The sequence below is a fragment of the Haloarcula sp. K1 genome (assembly GCF_001647155.1).
GTDB classification, from domain to species: Archaea; Halobacteriota; Halobacteria; order Halobacteriales; family Haloarculaceae; genus Haloarcula; species Haloarcula hispanica.
The window spans coordinates 1-19,766 of the sequence record NZ_LRHL01000013.1 but is presented as its reverse complement, the minus strand read 5'-3'; the positions used below and the strand labels follow the sequence as shown (position 1 = coordinate 19,766).

At 55.3% G+C, this 19,766-nt stretch carries 16 protein-coding genes; 3 read left to right on the top strand and 13 right to left on the bottom strand.

From position 1 onward, the window contains the following. Nucleotides 1-128 precede the first annotated feature (128 nt). Entirely contained in the window at nt 129-1,505 is a 1,377-nt protein-coding gene (locus AV929_RS06270) for a CBM35 domain-containing protein (RefSeq protein WP_230458851.1), read from the bottom strand. 483 nt (nt 1,506-1,988) lie between these two features. Next, complete coding sequence (locus tag AV929_RS06265) at nt 1,989-3,707, bottom strand: glycoside hydrolase family 27 protein (protein WP_230458850.1); 1,719 nt, start codon at nt 3,705-3,707, stop codon at nt 1,989-1,991. A 255-nt stretch (nt 3,708-3,962) separates the two neighbouring features. Here AV929_RS06265 and AV929_RS06260 point away from each other — a divergent pair, with 255 nt between their 5' ends. Together AV929_RS06260 and AV929_RS06255 are read left to right on the top strand one after the other, a co-directional pair. Beyond that, a complete protein-coding gene (locus AV929_RS06260) occupies nt 3,963-5,051 on the top strand; it encodes a Gfo/Idh/MocA family protein (protein ID WP_064287755.1) in 1,089 nt (362 codons plus the stop codon). Between the two features lie 49 nt (nt 5,052-5,100). Next, nucleotides 5,101-5,832, top strand: a complete 732-nt coding sequence (locus AV929_RS06255) for a sugar phosphate isomerase/epimerase (protein ID WP_064287754.1) — start codon at nt 5,101-5,103, stop codon at nt 5,830-5,832. A 12-nt stretch (nt 5,833-5,844) separates the two neighbouring features. Here AV929_RS06255 and AV929_RS06250 read toward each other — a convergent pair whose 3' ends face one another. Continuing rightward, complete coding sequence (locus tag AV929_RS06250; RefSeq protein ID WP_064287753.1) at nt 5,845-6,303, bottom strand: universal stress protein; 459 nt, start codon at nt 6,301-6,303, stop codon at nt 5,845-5,847. A 63-nt stretch (nt 6,304-6,366) separates the two neighbouring features. Further along, nucleotides 6,367-6,732: a hypothetical protein gene (locus tag AV929_RS06245; protein WP_064287752.1), complete on the bottom strand. Its 366-nt coding sequence runs from the start codon at nt 6,730-6,732 to the stop codon at nt 6,367-6,369. Nucleotides 6,733-6,918: 186 nt separating this feature from the next. Between AV929_RS06245 and AV929_RS06240 the strand changes: the two genes are divergently transcribed. Further along, on the top strand, nt 6,919-7,833 hold the full coding sequence (locus tag AV929_RS06240) for a HEAT repeat domain-containing protein (RefSeq protein WP_064287751.1): 915 nt from the start codon (nt 6,919-6,921) through the stop codon (nt 7,831-7,833). A 1-nt stretch (nt 7,834) separates the two neighbouring features. Here AV929_RS06240 and AV929_RS06235 read toward each other — a convergent pair whose 3' ends face one another. From AV929_RS06235 to AV929_RS06195, 9 genes are all read right to left on the bottom strand, one after another. Next, a complete protein-coding gene (locus AV929_RS06235) occupies nt 7,835-8,077 on the bottom strand; it encodes a hypothetical protein (RefSeq protein ID WP_064287750.1) in 243 nt (80 codons plus the stop codon). A gap of 59 nt (nt 8,078-8,136) precedes the next feature. Continuing rightward, nucleotides 8,137-9,186 carry an ABC transporter ATP-binding protein gene (locus tag AV929_RS06230; protein ID WP_064287749.1) on the bottom strand — a complete coding sequence of 350 codons (1,050 nt, stop codon included), beginning with the start codon at nt 9,184-9,186 and terminating at the stop codon, nt 8,137-8,139. Continuing rightward, nucleotides 9,183-10,259 (bottom strand): ABC transporter ATP-binding protein, encoded by a 1,077-nt coding sequence (locus AV929_RS06225; RefSeq protein WP_064287748.1) that lies wholly within the window; start codon nt 10,257-10,259, stop codon nt 9,183-9,185. The genes AV929_RS06230 and AV929_RS06225 overlap by 4 nt, the downstream gene beginning before the upstream one ends. Beyond that, nucleotides 10,259-11,293 (bottom strand): ABC transporter permease, encoded by a 1,035-nt coding sequence (locus AV929_RS06220; RefSeq protein ID WP_064287747.1) that lies wholly within the window; start codon nt 11,291-11,293, stop codon nt 10,259-10,261. Before AV929_RS06220 ends, AV929_RS06225 begins: the two co-directional genes overlap by 1 nt. After that, nucleotides 11,280-12,278, bottom strand: a complete 999-nt coding sequence (locus AV929_RS06215) for an ABC transporter permease (protein WP_064287746.1) — start codon at nt 12,276-12,278, stop codon at nt 11,280-11,282. Before AV929_RS06215 ends, AV929_RS06220 begins: the two co-directional genes overlap by 14 nt. A gap of 80 nt (nt 12,279-12,358) precedes the next feature. Further along, nucleotides 12,359-14,104, bottom strand: a complete 1,746-nt coding sequence (locus AV929_RS06210) for an ABC transporter substrate-binding protein (protein ID WP_230458849.1) — start codon at nt 14,102-14,104, stop codon at nt 12,359-12,361. A gap of 445 nt (nt 14,105-14,549) precedes the next feature. After that, nucleotides 14,550-17,000 carry a glycoside hydrolase family 2 protein gene (locus tag AV929_RS06205; protein ID WP_064287744.1) on the bottom strand — a complete coding sequence of 817 codons (2,451 nt, stop codon included), beginning with the start codon at nt 16,998-17,000 and terminating at the stop codon, nt 14,550-14,552. Nucleotides 17,001-17,335: 335 nt separating this feature from the next. Beyond that, entirely contained in the window at nt 17,336-18,130 is a 795-nt protein-coding gene (locus AV929_RS06200) for an IclR family transcriptional regulator (protein WP_064287772.1), read from the bottom strand. A gap of 32 nt (nt 18,131-18,162) precedes the next feature. Beyond that, complete coding sequence (locus tag AV929_RS06195) at nt 18,163-19,251, bottom strand: Gfo/Idh/MocA family protein (protein WP_064287743.1); 1,089 nt, start codon at nt 19,249-19,251, stop codon at nt 18,163-18,165. Nucleotides 19,252-19,766 lie beyond the last annotated feature (515 nt).

Below are 19,766 nucleotides of genomic sequence, written 5' to 3'. Positions count from 1 at the left end.
GATAGTGCGTAGCAAATCACCGAGGACCGGCGGGAGGGGCAACGCGAGGGGATGATACAGGGCGGGCAAACAGAAGGGGCGTCTATTGAACCGGCGGGCGATAGTCTACGGCTGATGGTTAGCGACGCTTATTCGACCACGACAGCGTCGATATCGTAGTACCCCCACCCTTTCTCAATGGTGATGGTGTTAGTTCCCTCGTTGAAGGCATACGTCCCAACGCCCGTCTTCGTGAACGAGGAAGATTGTGGGAGTGTTATTTTCCCCTTTGAATCCTCGTTAACGTAGAGATTTGCTTCTTTCGTATCGTGCTCAGAGGCGTACCGGACCATGACTGTCCGGTCACCGCTGGCGGCGGCATCAAAGTCCATCGTCACTGAGTCGCCGGTGCTGTCAAAGCCAGTGACATACGCGTCGCCCCAATACCCTGAGCGACTAGTGCTTGTAGATACACCGTCATGTGAGTGATATTCAGCGTTCAGGTGCTTCTTTTCCGTGTTTCCGCTATCATCCTCCTCTGAGCCGAGTTTACTGTATATCGTTTCGAAGTATGCCGTCTTTGAGGGGGAAGTCGCACTACATTGATCTCCCCAATACGGCGAGGTCATATTCATCGGTTCAGATGATCCGTCCCCGTTCCATGCCCACCCGAGAACTGGCCATCCCAGTGACTTGGCATGATCGACGAGTGCAGACCAGTCGGCCTGTCCGTCCCGCTTGCTACCGAACTCGCCGATCATACACGGGTACTCACTATTGTCGTCCAGATAATCCAGATCCTGTACGTCCAGCCAGTCGCCGTCGACAGAATTGTAGGCGCTGGGATAGATATGCGCTGAGAAGATGATATTGTCGTCGGTGATCGACGACGACGCATCAGCTGCAATATCTGTCTCTTGGCCGTACCCCGAGAGATCACAGACTATTGGGCCTGTGTAACTCGTGTTGTTGCGAACGGTATTCAGTGCGTTGTTATACGCGTTGGCGTACTCGCTTGCGGTCGTATCGTGGCTCCCCCACTCATTGTGGAGATTGACGACGAATGAGGAGTTTGCCGAGAGATAGCTGTAATTATCTGCCCACCAGCTTGCGGCGTCATACAGCGCCTGAGGATCACCGGACCCGTTGTTAGGGTAGTGGTGACAGGTGGCGATAACCTGGTACCCGTTGGCGTTGGCCTCGTCGATCCATCGTCGAGCGTCCGAGAGCGTCGCACTCGTCTCTCCCCATGACGGGGGTTCGATCTCGATTCGGACCGTCGAGATATCAGAGTGATCGTTCATCAGGTCCCAGCCCAAGTCCTGATCGCCGTCGCAAAAGTACGTGGGCTGGAGGTTTACTCCGTCGCCGAACGAGGCGCCCGTCGCGGCGACAGGCGAAGTGCTGGCAAGCCCGCCGAGTCCGAAAACTGTACTCACTGCTGTCGATTTGAGTAGGCTTCTCCGTGTTATCATAGGTTTCCCGCATCCCTGTGAAAAAGTGGCGTGATAATAAATCCACACCATGAATAATCCAAATTTTTGTTTGTGAATAAGTCAAATGGTTAGTTCACGGTCGGATCTAAGCCCCAAGTAGCCGTGCACATTCTTTCACGGCGAGGTAGTGACTTAGTGTACGATAGCAGTCTTGACGATAAAAGTGCCAGCAGACCCGGACGAGTCTCAAACAACTATCGGCCGAAGGACAGTGCTACGCGTGAATGTGAAGGCAAGGAGTTTCGTTACTGGGAACGGGCCAAAGCATCCACCTCCCTAGTAGGGGCAGACGGATCTGACCTTGGCATCTATCGTAGCAACTGAAATATTTTGCACACCGATCACACTGCAGTCGTGCGATAGAATATACGCTGAATTTCAATGGCTACTATATCTCAAAGCGATGATCGAGTGGAGTTGCACAGCATCCTACCCAAATCACGCAACGTCCTACTCTGGCCTCAAATTCGGTCAACTATACAGTATTTCGCGGTCTTGTGCTATTTGAGACAGTCAGTCGGAGCTTGGGGTAGAATCGGCAGATTCGTCTACGGTTACGATAAGTGGTGTTTCGATAGTGGTACCGTCGGCATACTCGGTAGCGATAGTGAGTTCGTAATCTTTTGCCTCTGCATTTTTCGGGGTACGTGCCATCCAGTCCGCTCCAGCGTTGTATTGATTGCCACCTCCACCCACGATAGACGGTCCAGCCGCGATGTCGTCGAACGTCATTGAGTCAGGCTTCGAACTCCAGTCGTCGGGAACGGTACACCTTACCTGAACTTCGTCGAGTGAGATAGGCGACACGTTAGTGAATTCGATTCGTGTCGTAATTGCTTCACCCGGCGCGACAACCACCTCGCTTGGAGTAGAGGAAACTGTCGCAAGTGGCTTACTATCGTCAGAGCTACCACTACTGACGCGGAACAGTGCGAGACCGTGGGATGGTACTGATGCGCTAATCAGCCCAGCGGTCTGCCAATCGCCACCATTCCAGAGGTCACGTACATTGTAGCGCTCTTCATCGTCAAGTCCCACTGCCTGCGCGCTGGTCGTGATTGTCGTTCGCATGTCGCTACGATTCAGTAGTCCTACTGCCTGGTCACCGTTAGCTAGTTCTTTCGCCCAGACAGAGCGTGGCTGGCCGTCTTGACCGGTAATATGTTGAATCCGTGTCGCCTGATTCCCCGCCGGGTCCTGGTTGATCGCAATCACCTCTTCGTTGGTGAGAACCGCCTGGGTGTGCTCGGACATATTTCGGATGTCATTCCCTGCAATTAGTGGCGCAGCCATCATCGCCCACATCCCAAAGTGGGTTCGATCTTCTGCTTGAGTGAGGTTTGGATATTCGGGAAGATCTACGCCGACGACAAGCATGTCCGGGTCGTTCCACTGGCCGGGCCCAGCGTACTCGGCGAGTGGCTCGTTCTGGTCAATGATGTCGATAATCCCGTTCCCCCAAAGATCTTCTTGTTTGCTCCAGAGGGGTTTAATATCGCCAGTTGTCCGCCAGAGGTCGCCACCCACGTCTGCGGCCCAGAACCACGGGTCGTTATCTCCCCACTCACAGATACTGAGAACGATATCACGGTCGGTTGCTTCGAGCGCCTCGTGCATTCGCGTATAGCGCTCGATCGCCGATAAGCCTCGGTGGTTTCCACAGTTGTCGTACTTCAGGTAGTCTACTCCCCAATCTGCGAACGTCTGTGCGTCTTGTTTCTCGTGACCCAGACTACCGGGCAAGCCTTCACACGTTGTCGTCCCAGCCGATTCGTAGATGCCGAATTTCAGCCCCTTACTGTGAACGTAATCGGCGACGGGTTCGATACCATTGGGGAACGTCTCAGGATCAGCTTGGAGAGACCCATCTGCGTCACGCTCTGGGGCCATCCAACAGTCATCAACACAAATGTACTCGTAACCGACCTCTCGTAGCCCGTTTTCTACCATTGCGTCGGCAGCCTCTTTGATCAACTCCGCATTGATGTCGCAGTAGAACGTGTTCCAGCTGTTCCATCCCATCGGTGGGGTTTCTACTAATGTCTCATCTGAACCCTCGGGTTCGTCAGAGTCGTCAGTAGCACTCACCGACGAACTCGCGAGCAGGGTACTCCCTCCGAACGCTGCTGCACCCTGTATCATTGACCGTCGTGTTACCGACGAAAGAGTTGAATCATTGCTTTCTACGCTATCCAGTATCCTCTCGGCATCTTCTCCGTCATTTTCGGTCATAGCTCTAATCCCATAGTGTGTTAAATACACACACAACCGCTATCTCCCATCGTTCTATTAAATATGACGATTTATTGATGATATTTCCGCTGGAGAACGCATCAGTGGATGAAACTCAGTACCCGTCCTTCAGGAATTCCGATACGATGTAACCGAAACCGACTGGGATTAACATATACACCACCAGCGGCGAAACGACACCGCTTCCAATGAAATGGAGATGTTTAAAATGCATGGACGATAATTGACGAAGTGATGACGGCTTACAACGTTGCAGTCGTCGGTACAGGCCCCGACCCGTCGAACCCATCAGTCGATGGATTCGCGATGGGCTATCGTCACGCCGAAGCATTCCTCGCTGACGAGCGCTGTGAACTGGTCGCGTGTGCGGATATCGTCCCGGAGAACGGTGCGGCATTTGCTAACGCCTTCGACCTCCCACAGGACCGCGTATTCGAGGACTACGCCGAATTGCTCGAAAAAGTGGCTCCGGACGTGGTAAGCGTCGCCGTGCCTCCACAGGTCCACGAGGAAGTCGTCGTCGGCTGTGCACGCGGCGGCGTCGAGGCCATCCACTGCGAGAAGCCAATGGCCCATACGTGGGCCAGCGCACAGCGGATGGCACAGGTATGTTGGCGGCATGGTGTACAGCTGACGTTCAACCGACAACGCCGGTTCGCTCGACCATTCACCAGGGCGAAGGAGTTGCTCGACGACGGCGAGATCGGCGAGCTTCGGCGGGTCGAAATCGGCTGGGGAGATTTCTATGACACCGGTGCGCATACGGTCGACCTCGCCGGAATGTTCAACGACGATATCGCCGCCGAATGGGTACTCGCGGGCCTTGACTACCGCGAGAAGGACGTTCGGTTCGGGAGCCATCAAGAGAACCAGATGTGGGCGCAGTGGCGCTACGAAAACGGCGTCTACGGTGTCGCCTCAACCGTCGACGGAAGCGACTTCGTGGACGCCGCGCTAACTCTCAACGGAACCGCCGGGACGATACGTATCGACGTAGCAGACGGCCCGATGCTGTCGGTGAAACGGGGTGCCGACTCGCGACAGGTCGATGTCGACGGCGAGACGATGCACAGGACTGGCACGGAAAGTGAGGCCCGATACGGATCGCACTTCCATGACCGAGCAGTCGAAGCACTCATCGACGGGATAGGAACCGAAATAGAACCACGCATTAGCGCTCGAATCGGCCTGAATACTGCCGAGATACTGTTCGCAGGCTACGAGTCCGTCCGAAAACGAGGCCGTGTGGAACTCCCGCTCACCGTCACGGACAATCCACTCGAAGCGATGGTCGAGACGGGCAGCTTGACACCCACCGAATGAGTCAGAAAGTCCAAAATATTATGAGAGGGGACAATCCACACAGAACTGCATGACAAAAGTTGGCTTTCAACTGTACAGTCTCAAGGCCGTCGACGATCCGTTACCGACAGTCCTCGAACGAGTCAGTGAGACGCCTTTTCATGGTGTCGAGTTCGCCGGGCTCAATGGCGGAACCGTCGACCAAGCGCAAACGGTACTCAAGCGAACGGAACTCCAGTCGGCAGGAGCGCATGTTGGATTGGACGAAATTGAAGTCGATCCAGAGGGGATGGCGACCACGTATCGACGATTGGGGTGTGAACACGTCGCTGTGCCGTGGCTCGACCCGGGGCACTTCGAGAGCCACGACCGTATCGCAGCGGTTGCCGAGCGGCTTGACGCTGCAGCTGAAGAACTCTCTAACCACGGGCTGACCCTGCACTACCACAATCACGATCAAGAGTTTACTAGCCTCGGTGGCAGTCCGGCTATCGAGATCCTGCTCGACCTGACCGAAACCGTGCGATTCCAGTTAGACGTTGGCTGGGCCGGTGCAGCCGGCTACGACCCGCTTCTGATACTGGAAACATTCGGTGACCGAATCGAGCTAGTACATCTCAAAGACTTCGACGAGAGTGTTGGTGAGACCGTCCCCGCCGGTGAAGGTGACTTGGAGATTGACAGACTCGTAGAGTCCGTTCACGACCTCGACATCGAGTGGCTCATCTACGAGGCGGAGGACGAGCCAGATAGCTACGAGACGCTCACTCACGCAGCGTCGATCGTTGCAGACTACTGGTGACCCCGGTCCGGCTTACGTAGTGACCATCGTGGTGAAACCATCGAACTGGATTGCGACTTTCTGGGCGATATCGCCAAATATTGCTTTTCCCGTCGGTGAGCGCGATGCACCGACGACGAAAACGTGGTCACAGCCCTGCTCTTTCGCTGTGTCGAGTACTCGCTGTCCCCGAGCTTCCTCATTGTCGACGGAGACCACAATATGAGCGTCGACCCTAGTCTCAGCTAATAGCGGTTCTGCGAACGATTTCGCGTCTGCCGCTGCTCCTTCGATGACCGACGAGTGATCGTAGTCGACGTTTTCGATACGTCCGATAGATTCGAGCTGTTCGACGTCAGCATCGTATTCAGCCTCGTTGAGATGCCAGAGTAAGACGAGTTCGCTATCAGTTCCGGCAGCGTAGTTCACTGCTTCTTCGAGCAGTGCTCGATGCGTATTAGTCTCTCGGAGGCTCACTAATCCACGGTTCACATCGTTCGAGTGGTCGGGTCGCAATATAAGTGTAATGGCACTCCCGAAGCATCGGGCAAGCGACTACGACAGTTCTTTCGCGTTCCCCTTCGCATCCCAGATTTCACGCAAAACGCGAGCGAGTACCGCAGTTTGCTCTGGAACGCCGTCGTCGTTGGTCTCGATAGCCGCGTCTAATACTGGGTCGACGAAGGGCTCCGTGAGCGGGAACCCATCAATCACGTCTGCAACCTCGAACTGATATGCTCCATCCGGATCTGCCTGAGACCACGCCGTAACAGCGGCTTCGTCGTCGTAGGTAATCGTATACGTCTCCCCACCGAGTGCCATCTGCAAGTCGGACAGGGTCCCGATGTCGATCCGAGAGTCACCGTCGACGAGCGATACCGTCTCACCGTCGACAGCAATCTTCACTGACTCCGTAGTCATATCGGATAGTTCGGTTCTACCTATATCAAGGTTGTCGACTACTCGATACCGTCACGAGATACTCATGGTTCACGGCGACATATCTCGCCGATGGCTGAAATTCGTCGTGGCCCCGGCGTCATATGAGTCGTCCCCACTTCGGAAGTGACCGGTACGTATATTCGGCTTGAAAACCGTGTAAAACATATGACCGAGAGTACGAGCCTCGACTCGCTTGACCCCGGATTGGTTACCCCTGAAGAGGTAAACCGTGATGCCCTTCGTGACGCACTCAATGCGTCAGGGAATCGTCGCCGTACGCATGCAGCGAAACTCACGGCCACGTTAGCCGCGACGGACCCATCCTTCGTCGAACCGTTGGTCACGACGATCGCGTCTACGCTCGGCGACGAGCGCGTTGTCGTCAACCGCGAACTCTCGTCTGCGCTCGCATCCCTCACCCACGAGTCCACGGATTCGATGACGCCGGCCGTTGAGCCTCTTCTCGAGTTGTTGTCCGATGAGGTCCCACTCGTCAGATCGGTCGCTGCGATGCCGATTCGGTCACTTGCAATAGAGGATCCCACTCTGTTCGTCGGTCACGCCGACCAACTACTCGAGGTCGTCGAACGGGAGGTCTCTGACCCGACGGCCGGCTTCGACGCGGCCCCACTTGACGACCCCGAGATGTTTGAACTGCACCAGAGTATCTCGCAAGACGAGGAGCGGCGGCAATTCGTTGCGCGGACGGTTGCAGTGATGGTCTTAGAAGAGGCCACCGCCATCGAGCCCGAATCAGTCGCCGACGACGTGGACCGCCTGCTCTCGCTACTGAACGACGACGACCCTGCGGTCGTCGGGGCAATAGCGAACTGTATCACGTCGCTCGCACAAGCAGATGCCGATGGCCTCAGCGACGCGGCCGCCGCTCTCGGCGACCAACTCCGGGCCTGGGAACACGATGACGCGGTCCGTGCACAACTACTGCGTGCGCTCGGATTCGTGAGAGACAGCGAAGCTATATCCGCTGTCCGAACTGTCGCAACAGACGAAGACGCACCACCAGAACTCCGAACCCTCGCGGCTGAGACCGAAGACTGGCTCCGCGAGCAGTCCGAATAGTCTACTCTCTCCTACCACGCGTTTCTCGACGGATACACCCGACGTAGAGTGCCCCGACGATGCTGCCGAAGAAGAGAATCATAACGAGATTAACCACGGCGATAACGTACGATCCAGTACCGGGTTCCCCGAAGAGGAGTGTCAGGGAAGTCAACACCAGCATGAAGACAAGGAACGTAAGCACGAACCGCAAGAGCCCCTCATAGTCACACACCACAGACCAGAACTTCTCAATATTAACCATGCGTCAGATCACTGGAAGTGAGATAATAAACGTTCCCGTAGACCCTGAACGGAACCTGCTCAGTCGTCGGTCAATTCTGGACTGTTCCAGTATTCGTGAGTGTCATCTTCACGAAAGCAGGCGACCTGCTGTTCGCCGTGTTCGTAGGCCGATGGATTGGCCTGTGTACAGGCTTCTCGCGCTTTCGGGCAACGAGTATGAAACCGGCATCCGCTCGGCGGGTCAACCGGGTCCGGGATGTCTATCTTCCGCATCGGCATCTCGCCGTGAGCGTCAAGCGAGAGGTCCGGCGTGGCCCATCGAAGGACCTCGGTGTACGGATGTTGTGGGTCGTTGATAACTTGCTCTGCGGGGCCGATCTCGGCGAGCTGACCGAGATACATTACGCCGATCTTCCCATCTCCGTGCGAGGAGAAGTACCGGGCGTTCGAAAGGTCGTGCGAGATGAACACGAACGAGGTGTCGAACTCCGCTTGCAGGTCGAGCATCATGTCCATCATCTCAACTCGAAGAGACACGTCAAGTGCGCTGATAGCTTCGTCAGCGAGGATTACGTCCGGGTTCATCAGCAGTGCCCGACAGAGCGCGACCCGTTGTTTCTCACCGCCCGACAGCTGGTGCGGATATCGGTCTGCGAAGTCGGCAGCAGGATTCATCCCGACTCGCTCGAGCAGTGAGTAAATACGGCTTCGCTTCTCGCTCTTGCTGAGATCCGGATTCACCTGTCGGAGTGGTTCCGAGAGAATTGACAGTAATCGTCGGTTCGGGTTGAGCGCACTGCCGGGATCCTGGTGGATGATCTGGAGCGACGTTCGGATATCCGACCACTCGAGATCAGCGTCACTGTTCCCTTCTCGAATCTCCCAGATGTCGTGTCCACGGTACTTGACCGAGCCCTGTGTCGGACGCTGGAGTCCAATAGCGGTCTTCCCGAGCGTTGTCTTCCCACAGCCACTCTCACCGACCAGTGACAGGACATCGTTCTCCTTGACGTCCACGGAGACGCCGTCGACAGCTCGGACCGTCTCAGGGTCGTTCCCGAAGTCCAGGAGCCGTTCGTTCTCGAAATGAACCTTCACGTTTTCTAGGGAGATGACGGGATCACTCATTGCCGATCACCCTCTGAAATCGATCGTTTTTCATCGTCGAGATGTACGAGTTCAATCTCGTCGTAGGATTCGCGCCAGTTGAAACACGCCGAACCGTGGTCTCCCGCAACGATGTGGAAATCTGGCACTTCGGTACGGCACTGTTCTTCAGCCAGCGGACACCGGGGATGGTACGCACAGCCATCTGGCATATTGATCGGTGCCGGACTCTGGCCATCAATCGGGCGCATCTCTTCGAGTGGTGCATCAAGGTTGGGAGTCGAGTTGAGCAATGCACGCGTGTACGGGTGAGCAGCGTGATTGATGATTTCCTCGGTCTGTCCGATCTCGATGAGGCGGAAGGCGTACATGATCGCCATCCGATCAGCGAGTGCAGCGACGAGTGGGAGGTCGTGTGTGATGAACAACATCGTCAGGTCGTACTTCTCCTTGAGGTCGTCAAGGAGAAGCAGGATGGACCGTTGCATCAGTAGATCCAGTGCCGCTGTCGGCTCGTCCATCACGAGTACCTCCGGTTCCAACACCAGGCTTAGTGCAATGAGCGCACGTTGTTGCATTCCGCCACTGAGTTCGTGGGGATACGACGAGAGGACCCGGTCGGGTTCGAGATAGAGATCCTCGAGCAGTTCGTGAGCGCGGTCCATCCCCGCTTCCACGTCTTCGTCGTGTGCCTCGAGCGTCTCAACGAAGTGCTTCCGGAGGCTCATCGTCGGATTGAACGAACTCATCGCACCCTGGAAGACCATCGAAATCTCCTGCCACCGTAGTGATCGGAGTTCCTCGGTGTCGAGTTCGAGGATGTCGGTAGAGACTCCACTGTCGGGATGGTACTCGATCGTTCCGCTCAGGAGCCCTGGATCTGGGACGGCATCGAGCAATGCCGAGGCCAGCATCGATTTCCCAGATCCGCTCTCTCCGACCACGCCGAGTATTTCTCCACGACCGAGGTCGAGCGAGACGCCGTCGAGGACGTACGAGGTTCCCTCGTCGTACGTGACCGACGCGTCCCGGACTTCGATGATCGGATCGTCAACTGCGATGTGCTCCGTGTGCTGGTCGTGTGCCTGCGTCATCAGTTCATCACCTCCGTCGGCGCGACCGAGTCGTTCTCGTTGTCGGATTCGGACTTCGACTCTCCCGCCATTCGAGTCCGGACGCGCGGATTAAACACCCGATCCATTCCCTGTGCCAGCAAGATGAACGCCAGAGCGATGAACATGATGAACGCCATCGGAACGAGCAGTTGGTAGAACGTCCCGCCGCCGCTGAGTGCACCGGCCTGCTTGTAGGCGTTGTTGAGTTGAATTCCCCAGTTGGAGACGGAAGTTGGTAACACTCCGAGGTAGTACAACCCGACCGCAGCAAAGATGACGTATCGAGCGGCATTGGCGAAGTTGACCAGCACGTACGGCATGATATTCGGGATAATATCCTTCACGATGATGCGTGCCGTTCCGGTCCCCATCGTGCGGGAGGCCTCGACGTACGAGTGCTCCCGGATCGCCAGAACCTGAGACCTGATGGAGCGAGCGAGTCCCGCCCAGTAATTGATCGTTATTATCACCCCAATCACCGCAGGGTTCTCCGGCGAGAGAATAATGGCGACGACCATGATAAGCGGCAGGCCGGGGATTGACATGGCAATGTCAGAGAACGTGGTCAAGAGACGATCAGTAGCCCCGCCTTTGTAGCCGGCGACCGTTCCGATGAGGACCGCGAACCCGGTCGCGAACACGCCGCCAGCAAGGACCATAATAAGCATTGCCGGCGTCGCGTGGATGGCCATCGCGAGCACGTCCTCGCCCGAGCCGGTGGTTCCGAGCGGTGCGACGAAGAACTGTTCGAAGGGCTGGAGGCTCCGCGGGTCCTGGTTCGTGGCCGGAGCCTCGTAGAGCCAGACACCCACGGTCCCGATCAGGACGTACGCGAACAGAATGATCGACCCGATTCGGGTCCGGCGGTCGTCCCACGCGACGAGTCCGGGCTTGTAGACAAACTCCTCGTAGATGTCACGGAGCCGTTCGCCGGTCGTCACCTCAACGTCAGAACTCGTCGTGCCGAATTCGAACTCGTTGCTCGCCGTCGAATCTGATTCAGTATGCTTCACTTTGACCACCCGATTGAACGCGCGGGTCAATGAGCCCGTACGTCAGGTCCGCGATATACACCGAGACGACCAGCGTCGTTGTGATAATGAGAAAGACACCCATCATCAGCGCGTAGTCCCGGTTGATTAGCGCCTGATACATGTAGTATCCGATGCCGGGGTACGTGAACACCTGCTCTAGGATGACGGATCCGCCGATGTTGAATCCAATGAGCGTTAGGAACCCGGTGTACATCGGAAGAATCGCGTTCCGACCGACGTAGCGAACGGCGATCCGACGGTCCGAGAGCCCTCGGAGACGGGCAACACGGACGAAATCTTCACCAAGTACCTGGATACTGTTCCCACGCATGGCGAGTGCCTGCAACCCTGCTTGAGTCAGCACGACTGACGCGATGGGAAGTGCAGCGTGGTACACCGCATTTGAAAGGAACTGTACTGTGAATCCGGGTTCTACGCCTGGACTCGTCCGGTACCGCGCTGGGAACAGACCGAACTGATAGGACAGAACGACGACGAACCCGATTGCGAGGACGTAGAACGGAATTGACGAGAGCAGGATCGACGCACTACTGGCAACAGTGTCGAAAGCCGAGCCCTCGTGGTACGCCATCAAGGCACCGAGAAGGATTGCGATCACGAACAGGAGGATAGTCGCAGTAACCATGACGAACACCGTCCACGGAAGTGCATCGACGATGATCGACGACACTGGCTCCTGATAGTAGAACGACTGACCCATGTTCCCCGACAGGAGTGACGTGACGTACTCGTAGTACTCGACGTACACTGGAGTGGGGTCTTCTTTGTATGTCTGTACGATTGCGTCGATACGAGACGGGTCAACACCCTGCCGTATCAACCGAGCCCGAAGCATCTCAATCGGGCCGCCCGGGATGAGACGGATCATCCCGAATGTGAGCGTCATCACCAACCAGATGGTGAGAAAGGCTCGACCCGTTCGTTTGATAAAGTAGCTGTTCATGGGATTGGATTCAATAACCTATTAAATAATTGTTTTGATTCAGTAGCCGTCTGACACGCTGACTAGATCGTTACTCAGGTTCAGCCGGAGTACTTCATCTCACCCTGCCGCGGAAGCCATGTGCAGGCCCATCGGACCTGTGAGACCACCGCGTTCTTTTCCGGGACGTCCCATTGGTCGGTCGTCAAGAACGTCTGCTCCTGTTTCTCCATGACCGGAATCATCGGCAGATCGACGTTTGTGACCCACGCCTGCTCGACGATAATGTCCCGAGTCTTCTGTTCGTCAACCGTCTCTGACAGCGTGGTTAGCCGCTCCTTTGGGTTCGTCGTCATCGAACCAGAATCGGTACGAGAGGGAACGGTTACGTCAGACTGAGACCCACCGCGCGATGACGCAGCCGGGCCATAGTTGTAGGTGAATCCACGGAAGTTCTCGATCAGTTGATGTTGAAGCGAGAAGTACGGGAATGCTGCACGGCCACCACCCGGAAGCCAGCCTCCGGCAGAGAGGACGAAGTCACTGTTGGGCCACGCGGTTCCAAGTAGCGAACTGAAGTTCCGAGAGTCCACAGAGGCGTCGAATCCGAAATCGTTGAACTGGTCAACGATCGTCTGGGTCGCCGTAATCCAGTCGCTCCAGCCGGACGGAACAGTGACGGGCAACTTGACCGGGGTACCGTCACTGTCGGCCCAGGTCCCGTTCTGTTTGGAGTACCCTGCCTCCCGGAGTATCTGTGTCGCTTTCTCAGTCTGCATTGACTCCGGACCATAGTCCTCAAAGTCGCTATAGGCGTCCTCAAGCCATCGCTTCTGATCGTCGGTCGGGATACCGACAGGAATCGGCGGTACTTTTTTCAGCGTGTGACCGACGTTCTGGACGATAGTTTTTCGATCAAGTACGTGTGCGATGGCCTGTCTGACCGCCCGGTCACCAGCGTGTTTGTGGTTGTGGTTCGGGATGAGACCGTATCCCCACTTCGAGGGGACTGTCTCCATCTGCACTGTGTCGGGGAAATTCTCGACCACATTCGGCGGTGCGAAGACGCTAAAGACGGAGTCGACATTCATGGCCCCGATAGCTTGGTGGACTGCCGTATTGCCGTCGAGATATCGGAACGAGTAGTTCCGGAAGTTGATGTTCTCTGAATCCGGATGGTCGTCCCGTCGGCTCAAGAGGAGCTGCTGATTGGCCTGCTCTTCTAGGGTGAACGGCCCGCTTGCGACCACATCAGTATATTTGAACGAGCGCAATTGCTTTGCGGCCGCTTCTTCGTCCCCATCGAATTTGTCCACGTACTCCTGGAAGATTTCCTGCTTCTGGGTCATGAATCGCTGACCCAAGACGTTGAATTCGATGATTCGTGGGTTTACCTGTGTGCTCAGGTTGAGGACGACTGTCTGTTCGTCTTCGGTAACGATGTCGTCAGTGAACTGGGCGATGGCGCCTCCGGACAGCATCGAAAGGCGCAGCTGCGTCGCTACGTCAGCGGCGGTGACGCTATCGCCGTTTTCCCAGTTCACCCCCTCACGAAGTGTCATCACGAACCGGTTCTGGTCGTTCTGAAGTTCCCAATCTTGGATCAGGTACGGAACAAATCTCCCCCGCGAAAAGTTGAAATTCGCGAACCGGTCGAAGAGCAGGTACTGGGATATCTGAGCGTAACTGGTCGGATTGCTCGGGTTGTACTGGATCTGTGTTGGTACCTGATTCGTGTACCCGACATGGGTAACGTCGGCGACCTGTTCCCCGGAGCCGGACGTGCCATCCGTTCTATCGCTTCCGTCGCTCCCACTACTTCCGTCACACCCGGCAAGAGTAGCCACACCAGTTGTCCCCACGAGTGAGACGAACTTTCGTCGGTCAAGTTTATCACTATATTCAATGCTATCGTTGTCGGACATTGCTCATCCAGACGGTTACGCTGATTATATATAAAACTATGGAAATTATTGTTTATTTATAATAGCTGGGCGCGCCCAGCAGCCACCACAGAGCTCAAAACAACCCACAGAGAGCACCAGGTCAGGCCAGTGGTCGCGGACGGACAGGGAGTCCAATGACTACGTTGGTGTGACTGACGTCCCCACTTATGCTGGCACGAAGGGGGTTGTTTGACTGACGATGTCGCACGACAGTCCAACCAAAGTGGCTGTCAGTGCGAACGGATATCGATGACACAGCAAGGCTTTGCTGTAATATTCCTCGCCAATCAGCTCATTAGAACGGTTCAATTTAAATATTCGCAAACGCTCCGTGGGAACAGCCCGCTTAGTACGTCGCTTGGAGGTGCCGAATCGAGAGTTCCTGCTTGAGTTCCTCTCCAGTGACGTTGTCATTCGAATTGAAGGTTATCTGCCGCTCCTCTCCGGCAGGGAGGTGAAAATAGTTGTCCGAGAAGTTACCGTCTGTCTCCGGGAGCGCGAGCTGGACAAAGAGCGCCATACTGTCTGCGCTAATCGTGAGCGTTGTGCCGTCAACGGTGACATCAAAGGATGGCTGGCAGAGATCAAGATGTTTGTAGGGTTCGAAGAACTCGTAACTGGGATACGATTCAACGGGACCTTCGAGAGCGACACGTAGATACGCCTCAGTGTATCGCTCGCTGATAACGGCTTCTGGGTCAACCGTCACGACTTGCATACTTTCCTGTGGGTCAAGGGAAACAGAGACCTGCTCGGTCTCGATGACTTCACCTGTGAGCGTTTCCCAGCGCAAATTCAGCGTTTCCTCTATCGGCTTGGTTTCGTCACTTACTACCCAGATTTCGAGTCCGTCGTCCGTCTCCGTCGTTGTGACGAGCACAGGGGCGAATATACGCCGAGCGATGTACTGTAACGCCTTCCAGTCGCCACCATACTCGATCGAAGACCACGACGCACACGGCCAGAGGTCGTTGAGTTGCCAGTACAGCGTTCCCATGCAGTAGGGCTTCAGCCGTCGCCAGTGCTCGATTGCAGTTTGCATCGCCATTCCTTGCTGGATCTGGCTGAGATAGACGAAGTTCTCGAAGTCGAACGGCACGCGGAAGTGGTCAGCCATCCGGCTAAGGATTCTCGCATTGCCGCCTTCATTCCGCTGGTGATGCTCCATGAGCGGTGCGGTCGGATTGAGTTGGTCAGCCGGGATGACAGAACTCAGCAGCTCAACGGAGGGAAACGACTGATAGCCGAATTCAGAGACAAATCGGGGTTCGGTCTCTTCGTACTCCGAGAAGGGGGCGCCCTTATGCCAGACGTCCCAGTAGTGGATATCCCCAACATCGGTACGGTATGGTTCGGGCTCCTCGTCACCTGACGAAGGAGACCCTGGCCAGTACGTCCGTCCCGGGTCTTCAGCCTCGACGACAGCCGCAATGCGGTTCAAGAACAGCTGTTCGAATCCATCAGCCAGTTCTTCGTGGTGGTCGTGTTCAGCGAACCAGTTTTTGACACCTTCTTCTACTTCGTTGTTACCACACCAAAGCGCGATTGACGGGTGATTCCCGATCCGCCTGACCTGGTCTCTGATTTCGTTCTCTACAGAGTCCAAGAACGTCTCATTAGAAGGGTACAGTGCACACGCGAACATGAAGTCTTGCCAGACGAGCAGACCGAGTTCGTCACAGACCTCATAGAACCGATCGGACTCGTAATACCCTCCCCCCCAGACGCGAATCATGTTCATATTCGTGTCGACAGCCGAGCCGAGGAGGTCCTCGAAACGGTCGTCAGTCACGCGACCATAGAGCGCGTCCATCGGTATCCAGTTCGCACCTTTCGCGTAGACTGGTGTCCCGTTTACTTCAAACCGGAACCCCTCGCCGTCGTCTGACTCGTCTAACGGTTCACGAACGACCGAAATCTCACGGAACCCGATCCGATCAGTCTCTCTGTGCGTGGTTTCGTCGGTCGCTACCTCGACATCGAGATCGTACAGCGGCTGGTCGCCGTAGCCATTCGGCCACCAGAGATCAGGATCATCGACTATAACCGTCACTTCGTACTCTTTGACCCCGCTGGGGATCGAAATGGATTCTGCCACCTCTGTCCCCGCGACCGATACCGAGAGCGTACCATCGGTCGCAGTCGTAGACTCAATGCCCACTGTGACGCCGAGATCAACAGCCCGGTCAGAATGCTCCTGCGTCGTCTTCGTGTGAGTGATACGAGGGCCCGAAAAGCCGACCAGACGGATATCTCGATAAATTCCGACAGTGGGGAGACACGGACCCCAATCCCACCCGTAGTGGCACTGTGCCTTTCGAATGTGGCTACGTGCAGGCTGGTCGACTGGGTATCGAAGCGCGGGCACGTTGTAATCGTAAGCGTTCGCTCGGTTGATGCCGTACTCAACGGGAGAGTGGAACAGAACCTCTATCGTGTTCTCGCCGTCCTGAAGTTCTTCGGTAACGTCGAATTCGTAGATCCGATGCATATTCTCTGTTTCTCCGACGACTTCCCCGTTCACGCGCACGGTCGAAACAGTGTCGAGCCCATCACAGTGTAGCTGAATCCTGTCGTGAGAGAGCAACTTCTGATCGATCTCGAACGTTCGTCGGTACGTCCACTCGGACTCTCCAACCCACTGGACGTCGAGTTCGTTATCCCCGTGGTACGGGTCGGGAATCGCCTCGTTTTCGAGAAGATCGCTGTAGATTCCTCCGAGAACTGTCCCTGTGTTCCAAGGTTCATCGTCAGAGCGGCGAAACCGCCACTGTCCCGTCAGTGACTGGACTTGCATACCTCTGCACTGTATGTTGTCCTTTATAATAGTATCGGTGATCGGGATCTGTATGGCAGGGCCCCTTGTTTGACACTAGGAAACTCTTCGATAGCATACTGGCAGTATTCACCAATTGCAGACTCGCTCGTGTCAATCAAGAACGCAGCATCAGCCAGGAAGTGCGATATCTATCGACAGGAGCGGATCTTCGAAATTTGTTTTATATTGGGAAACATGATTATGGACCTGAGTTCTTCGCTTCTCCCAAAATGTGGTCGGTTCCGTTAGATAACGTGTGTACTCGTGTTATTCCGGGCGATACTAGAAGCGGACGCGTAGAACCACGGGTGGTATCAAAACATGTCTTCCCACCGGGAATACGTCGTATTGATTTCCACGACACCGACAATGTTCTGCAGGAGGTCAGGGATCTCAGAGCGAAAGCGATCACCTGCCATCCGATCCACCGGTGCAGAGACGCTCAACGCCCCGAGTAGCGTATCGTCACTCGAGACGATTGGAGAAGCGACACACCTGATGTTTTCGTATCGTTCCTCGTCGTCGAAGGCAATTCCGCGAGAGCGAATCGCCTCTAACTGACCGCGTAGTTCATCAGGGTCAGTGATCGTCTTCTGCGTGTACGCCTGCATCGCTGTATCGTCGAGATACGCCGCCACCTCATCGGCAGGGAGTTCTGCAAGGAATGCCTTCCCAGCCGCCGTACAATACAGTTCCTCGATGCTGCCGACGTGTGTCAGGGTGTCTTCGCTCGCGCTCCCGGACGACTGGTACAAGGTGATACCGTACCCATCTCGTTCGACTATGAGACGCGCTTTCTCCCCGGTCTCTCGTGCAAGTTTATCGACATCGCTTTTTCCGAGGTGATATAATTGCTCCTGTTCGCGAACTTTTCCGCCCAGCGTCAGAAATCTGAGGCCGAGTTGGTACTTTCCATCGGATCGTTCCAAGTAACCGTGTTCCTCCAACGTAGCGAGGTAGTGGTGTACCGTGCTCTTTGAGCGGCCGAATTCGTCCGCGATTTCGGTCACACCTGCGATTTCCTTTTCGCGGATGACCTCAAGAATCTCAAGCGCTGTCTCCACCGACTGGATGGTTTTGCGTTCTCTCTTTCTTGAGGAGTTTGTCATACTCACTACCATGGAGTGTGGCTATTTAGTTTTTACATCTCATCGTTTTGATTGCTCGCATCGTAGAGTCGGTCGATTACTTGCTGTACCTGTAACGCTTGTTCGACATTGTTCCGTGCAGGTCGCTCTCCCGAACGAACGGCCGACAGGAACGCATCGATTTCCTCCCGATATGGATTATTGAGCGGTGCAACGACCTCAGAGTTGACGAAGTGGTCGCTGCCGCCTGAGCGTGCTTCGTAGAGTTCCAGTTCGTTACGAACGTCGACTACCGGGTCGACCTCTTCGAGTGAGTTCGTGATATCGAGATGAGCGCCGGCCTCTGTCCCGCGAATCTTGTATGAGTGTGTTGCAGTATCGTTCGCTGCCCACGCGACTTCGATGCTGACCGTCAGCCCATCCTCGAACGAACAGAACGCGGTCACAGAGTCTTCAACGTCGTACATCCGAGCCTCGTCGTCTTCACCCCACATGTGGAGATACGAGTAGTCGTCGTGGTGGCCGAAATCCGAACGAGACACTGCCATGACCGTATCCAGAGTCGGTCGCCCGGCGAGGAACAACAACATGTCCACCAGGTGAGCGCCAATATCGATCAAGGCACCGCCGCCTGCGATTTCTCGAGACGTGAACCATGTTCCCCGTCCGGGGATACCACGCCGACGAATGTATTTGGCGTTGATGTGCGTGAGTTCACCTAGATACCCCTTTTCAATATATGACCGGGTCACCTGACAGATATTGCGGTAGCGGTGATGATACCCAACGAGACAGATGTTGCCTGTCTTTTTCGCGGTATTGGCGATCCGCTCGGCCGAGGCTAAGTCGTGAGCTAACGGCTTTTCAAGCATCACGTCGAGACCGTTTTCCAGCGCATCGACGGTTGCACCCTCGTGAAATTTGTTCGGCGTCGAGATGATTACCGCATCGATACCGCTATTGTATAATTTGGAGGGTGTTTCGTACGTTTCTCCGTCGAATTTCTGTTCGAACTCGAAGCGGTTCTCGGGATCCACGTCCACACCAAGTACCTGATGTCCCATCCCTTGCAACATCGCAACGTGATTCTTCCCGTGAGACCCGAGCCCGACAATGCCAATGTTCAATTGATCGTCAACCATTGATTCATGATAACGTGGCTCTTTTTCTTAATATTGGTGCTTCAGCAGGTGTGCCTCGATATTCACTTAGTAAAAAATCGCACAGGTGAAGAGATAGAACCGGTGAATACGAACACTCACCAATTGTGACAGCCGACAACACGCTGACGCTGTTGAAGAAAGAAACCGGAATCGGATAGTGAGGTTCTCCACCCTTAATAGCGCAGTGTCTGAGTGGCAACGCTGTCGGAAGTCGTCTAAATTCGCGAACATGAGTGGGAGTGCAACAAGATCCGGCATTTGGAGAGCAATCTGATCCAGTTCCCGATCACTGAAACAGTCGAAACAACGCATTACAGTCCCGCTAAACCCCCTTTAGTCTCAACTACCGCAGTTCCAAATTCCGTATAGCAGTATACACTTTATCAAAATCGACGGAGCCAATAATTGCACTATAGAGTGCCTGAAACGTCGATACTCTGGTTTTGGGAATAGGTTTGTATTAATGTAATAAGCACCACCAGTTTTAGGCGGGA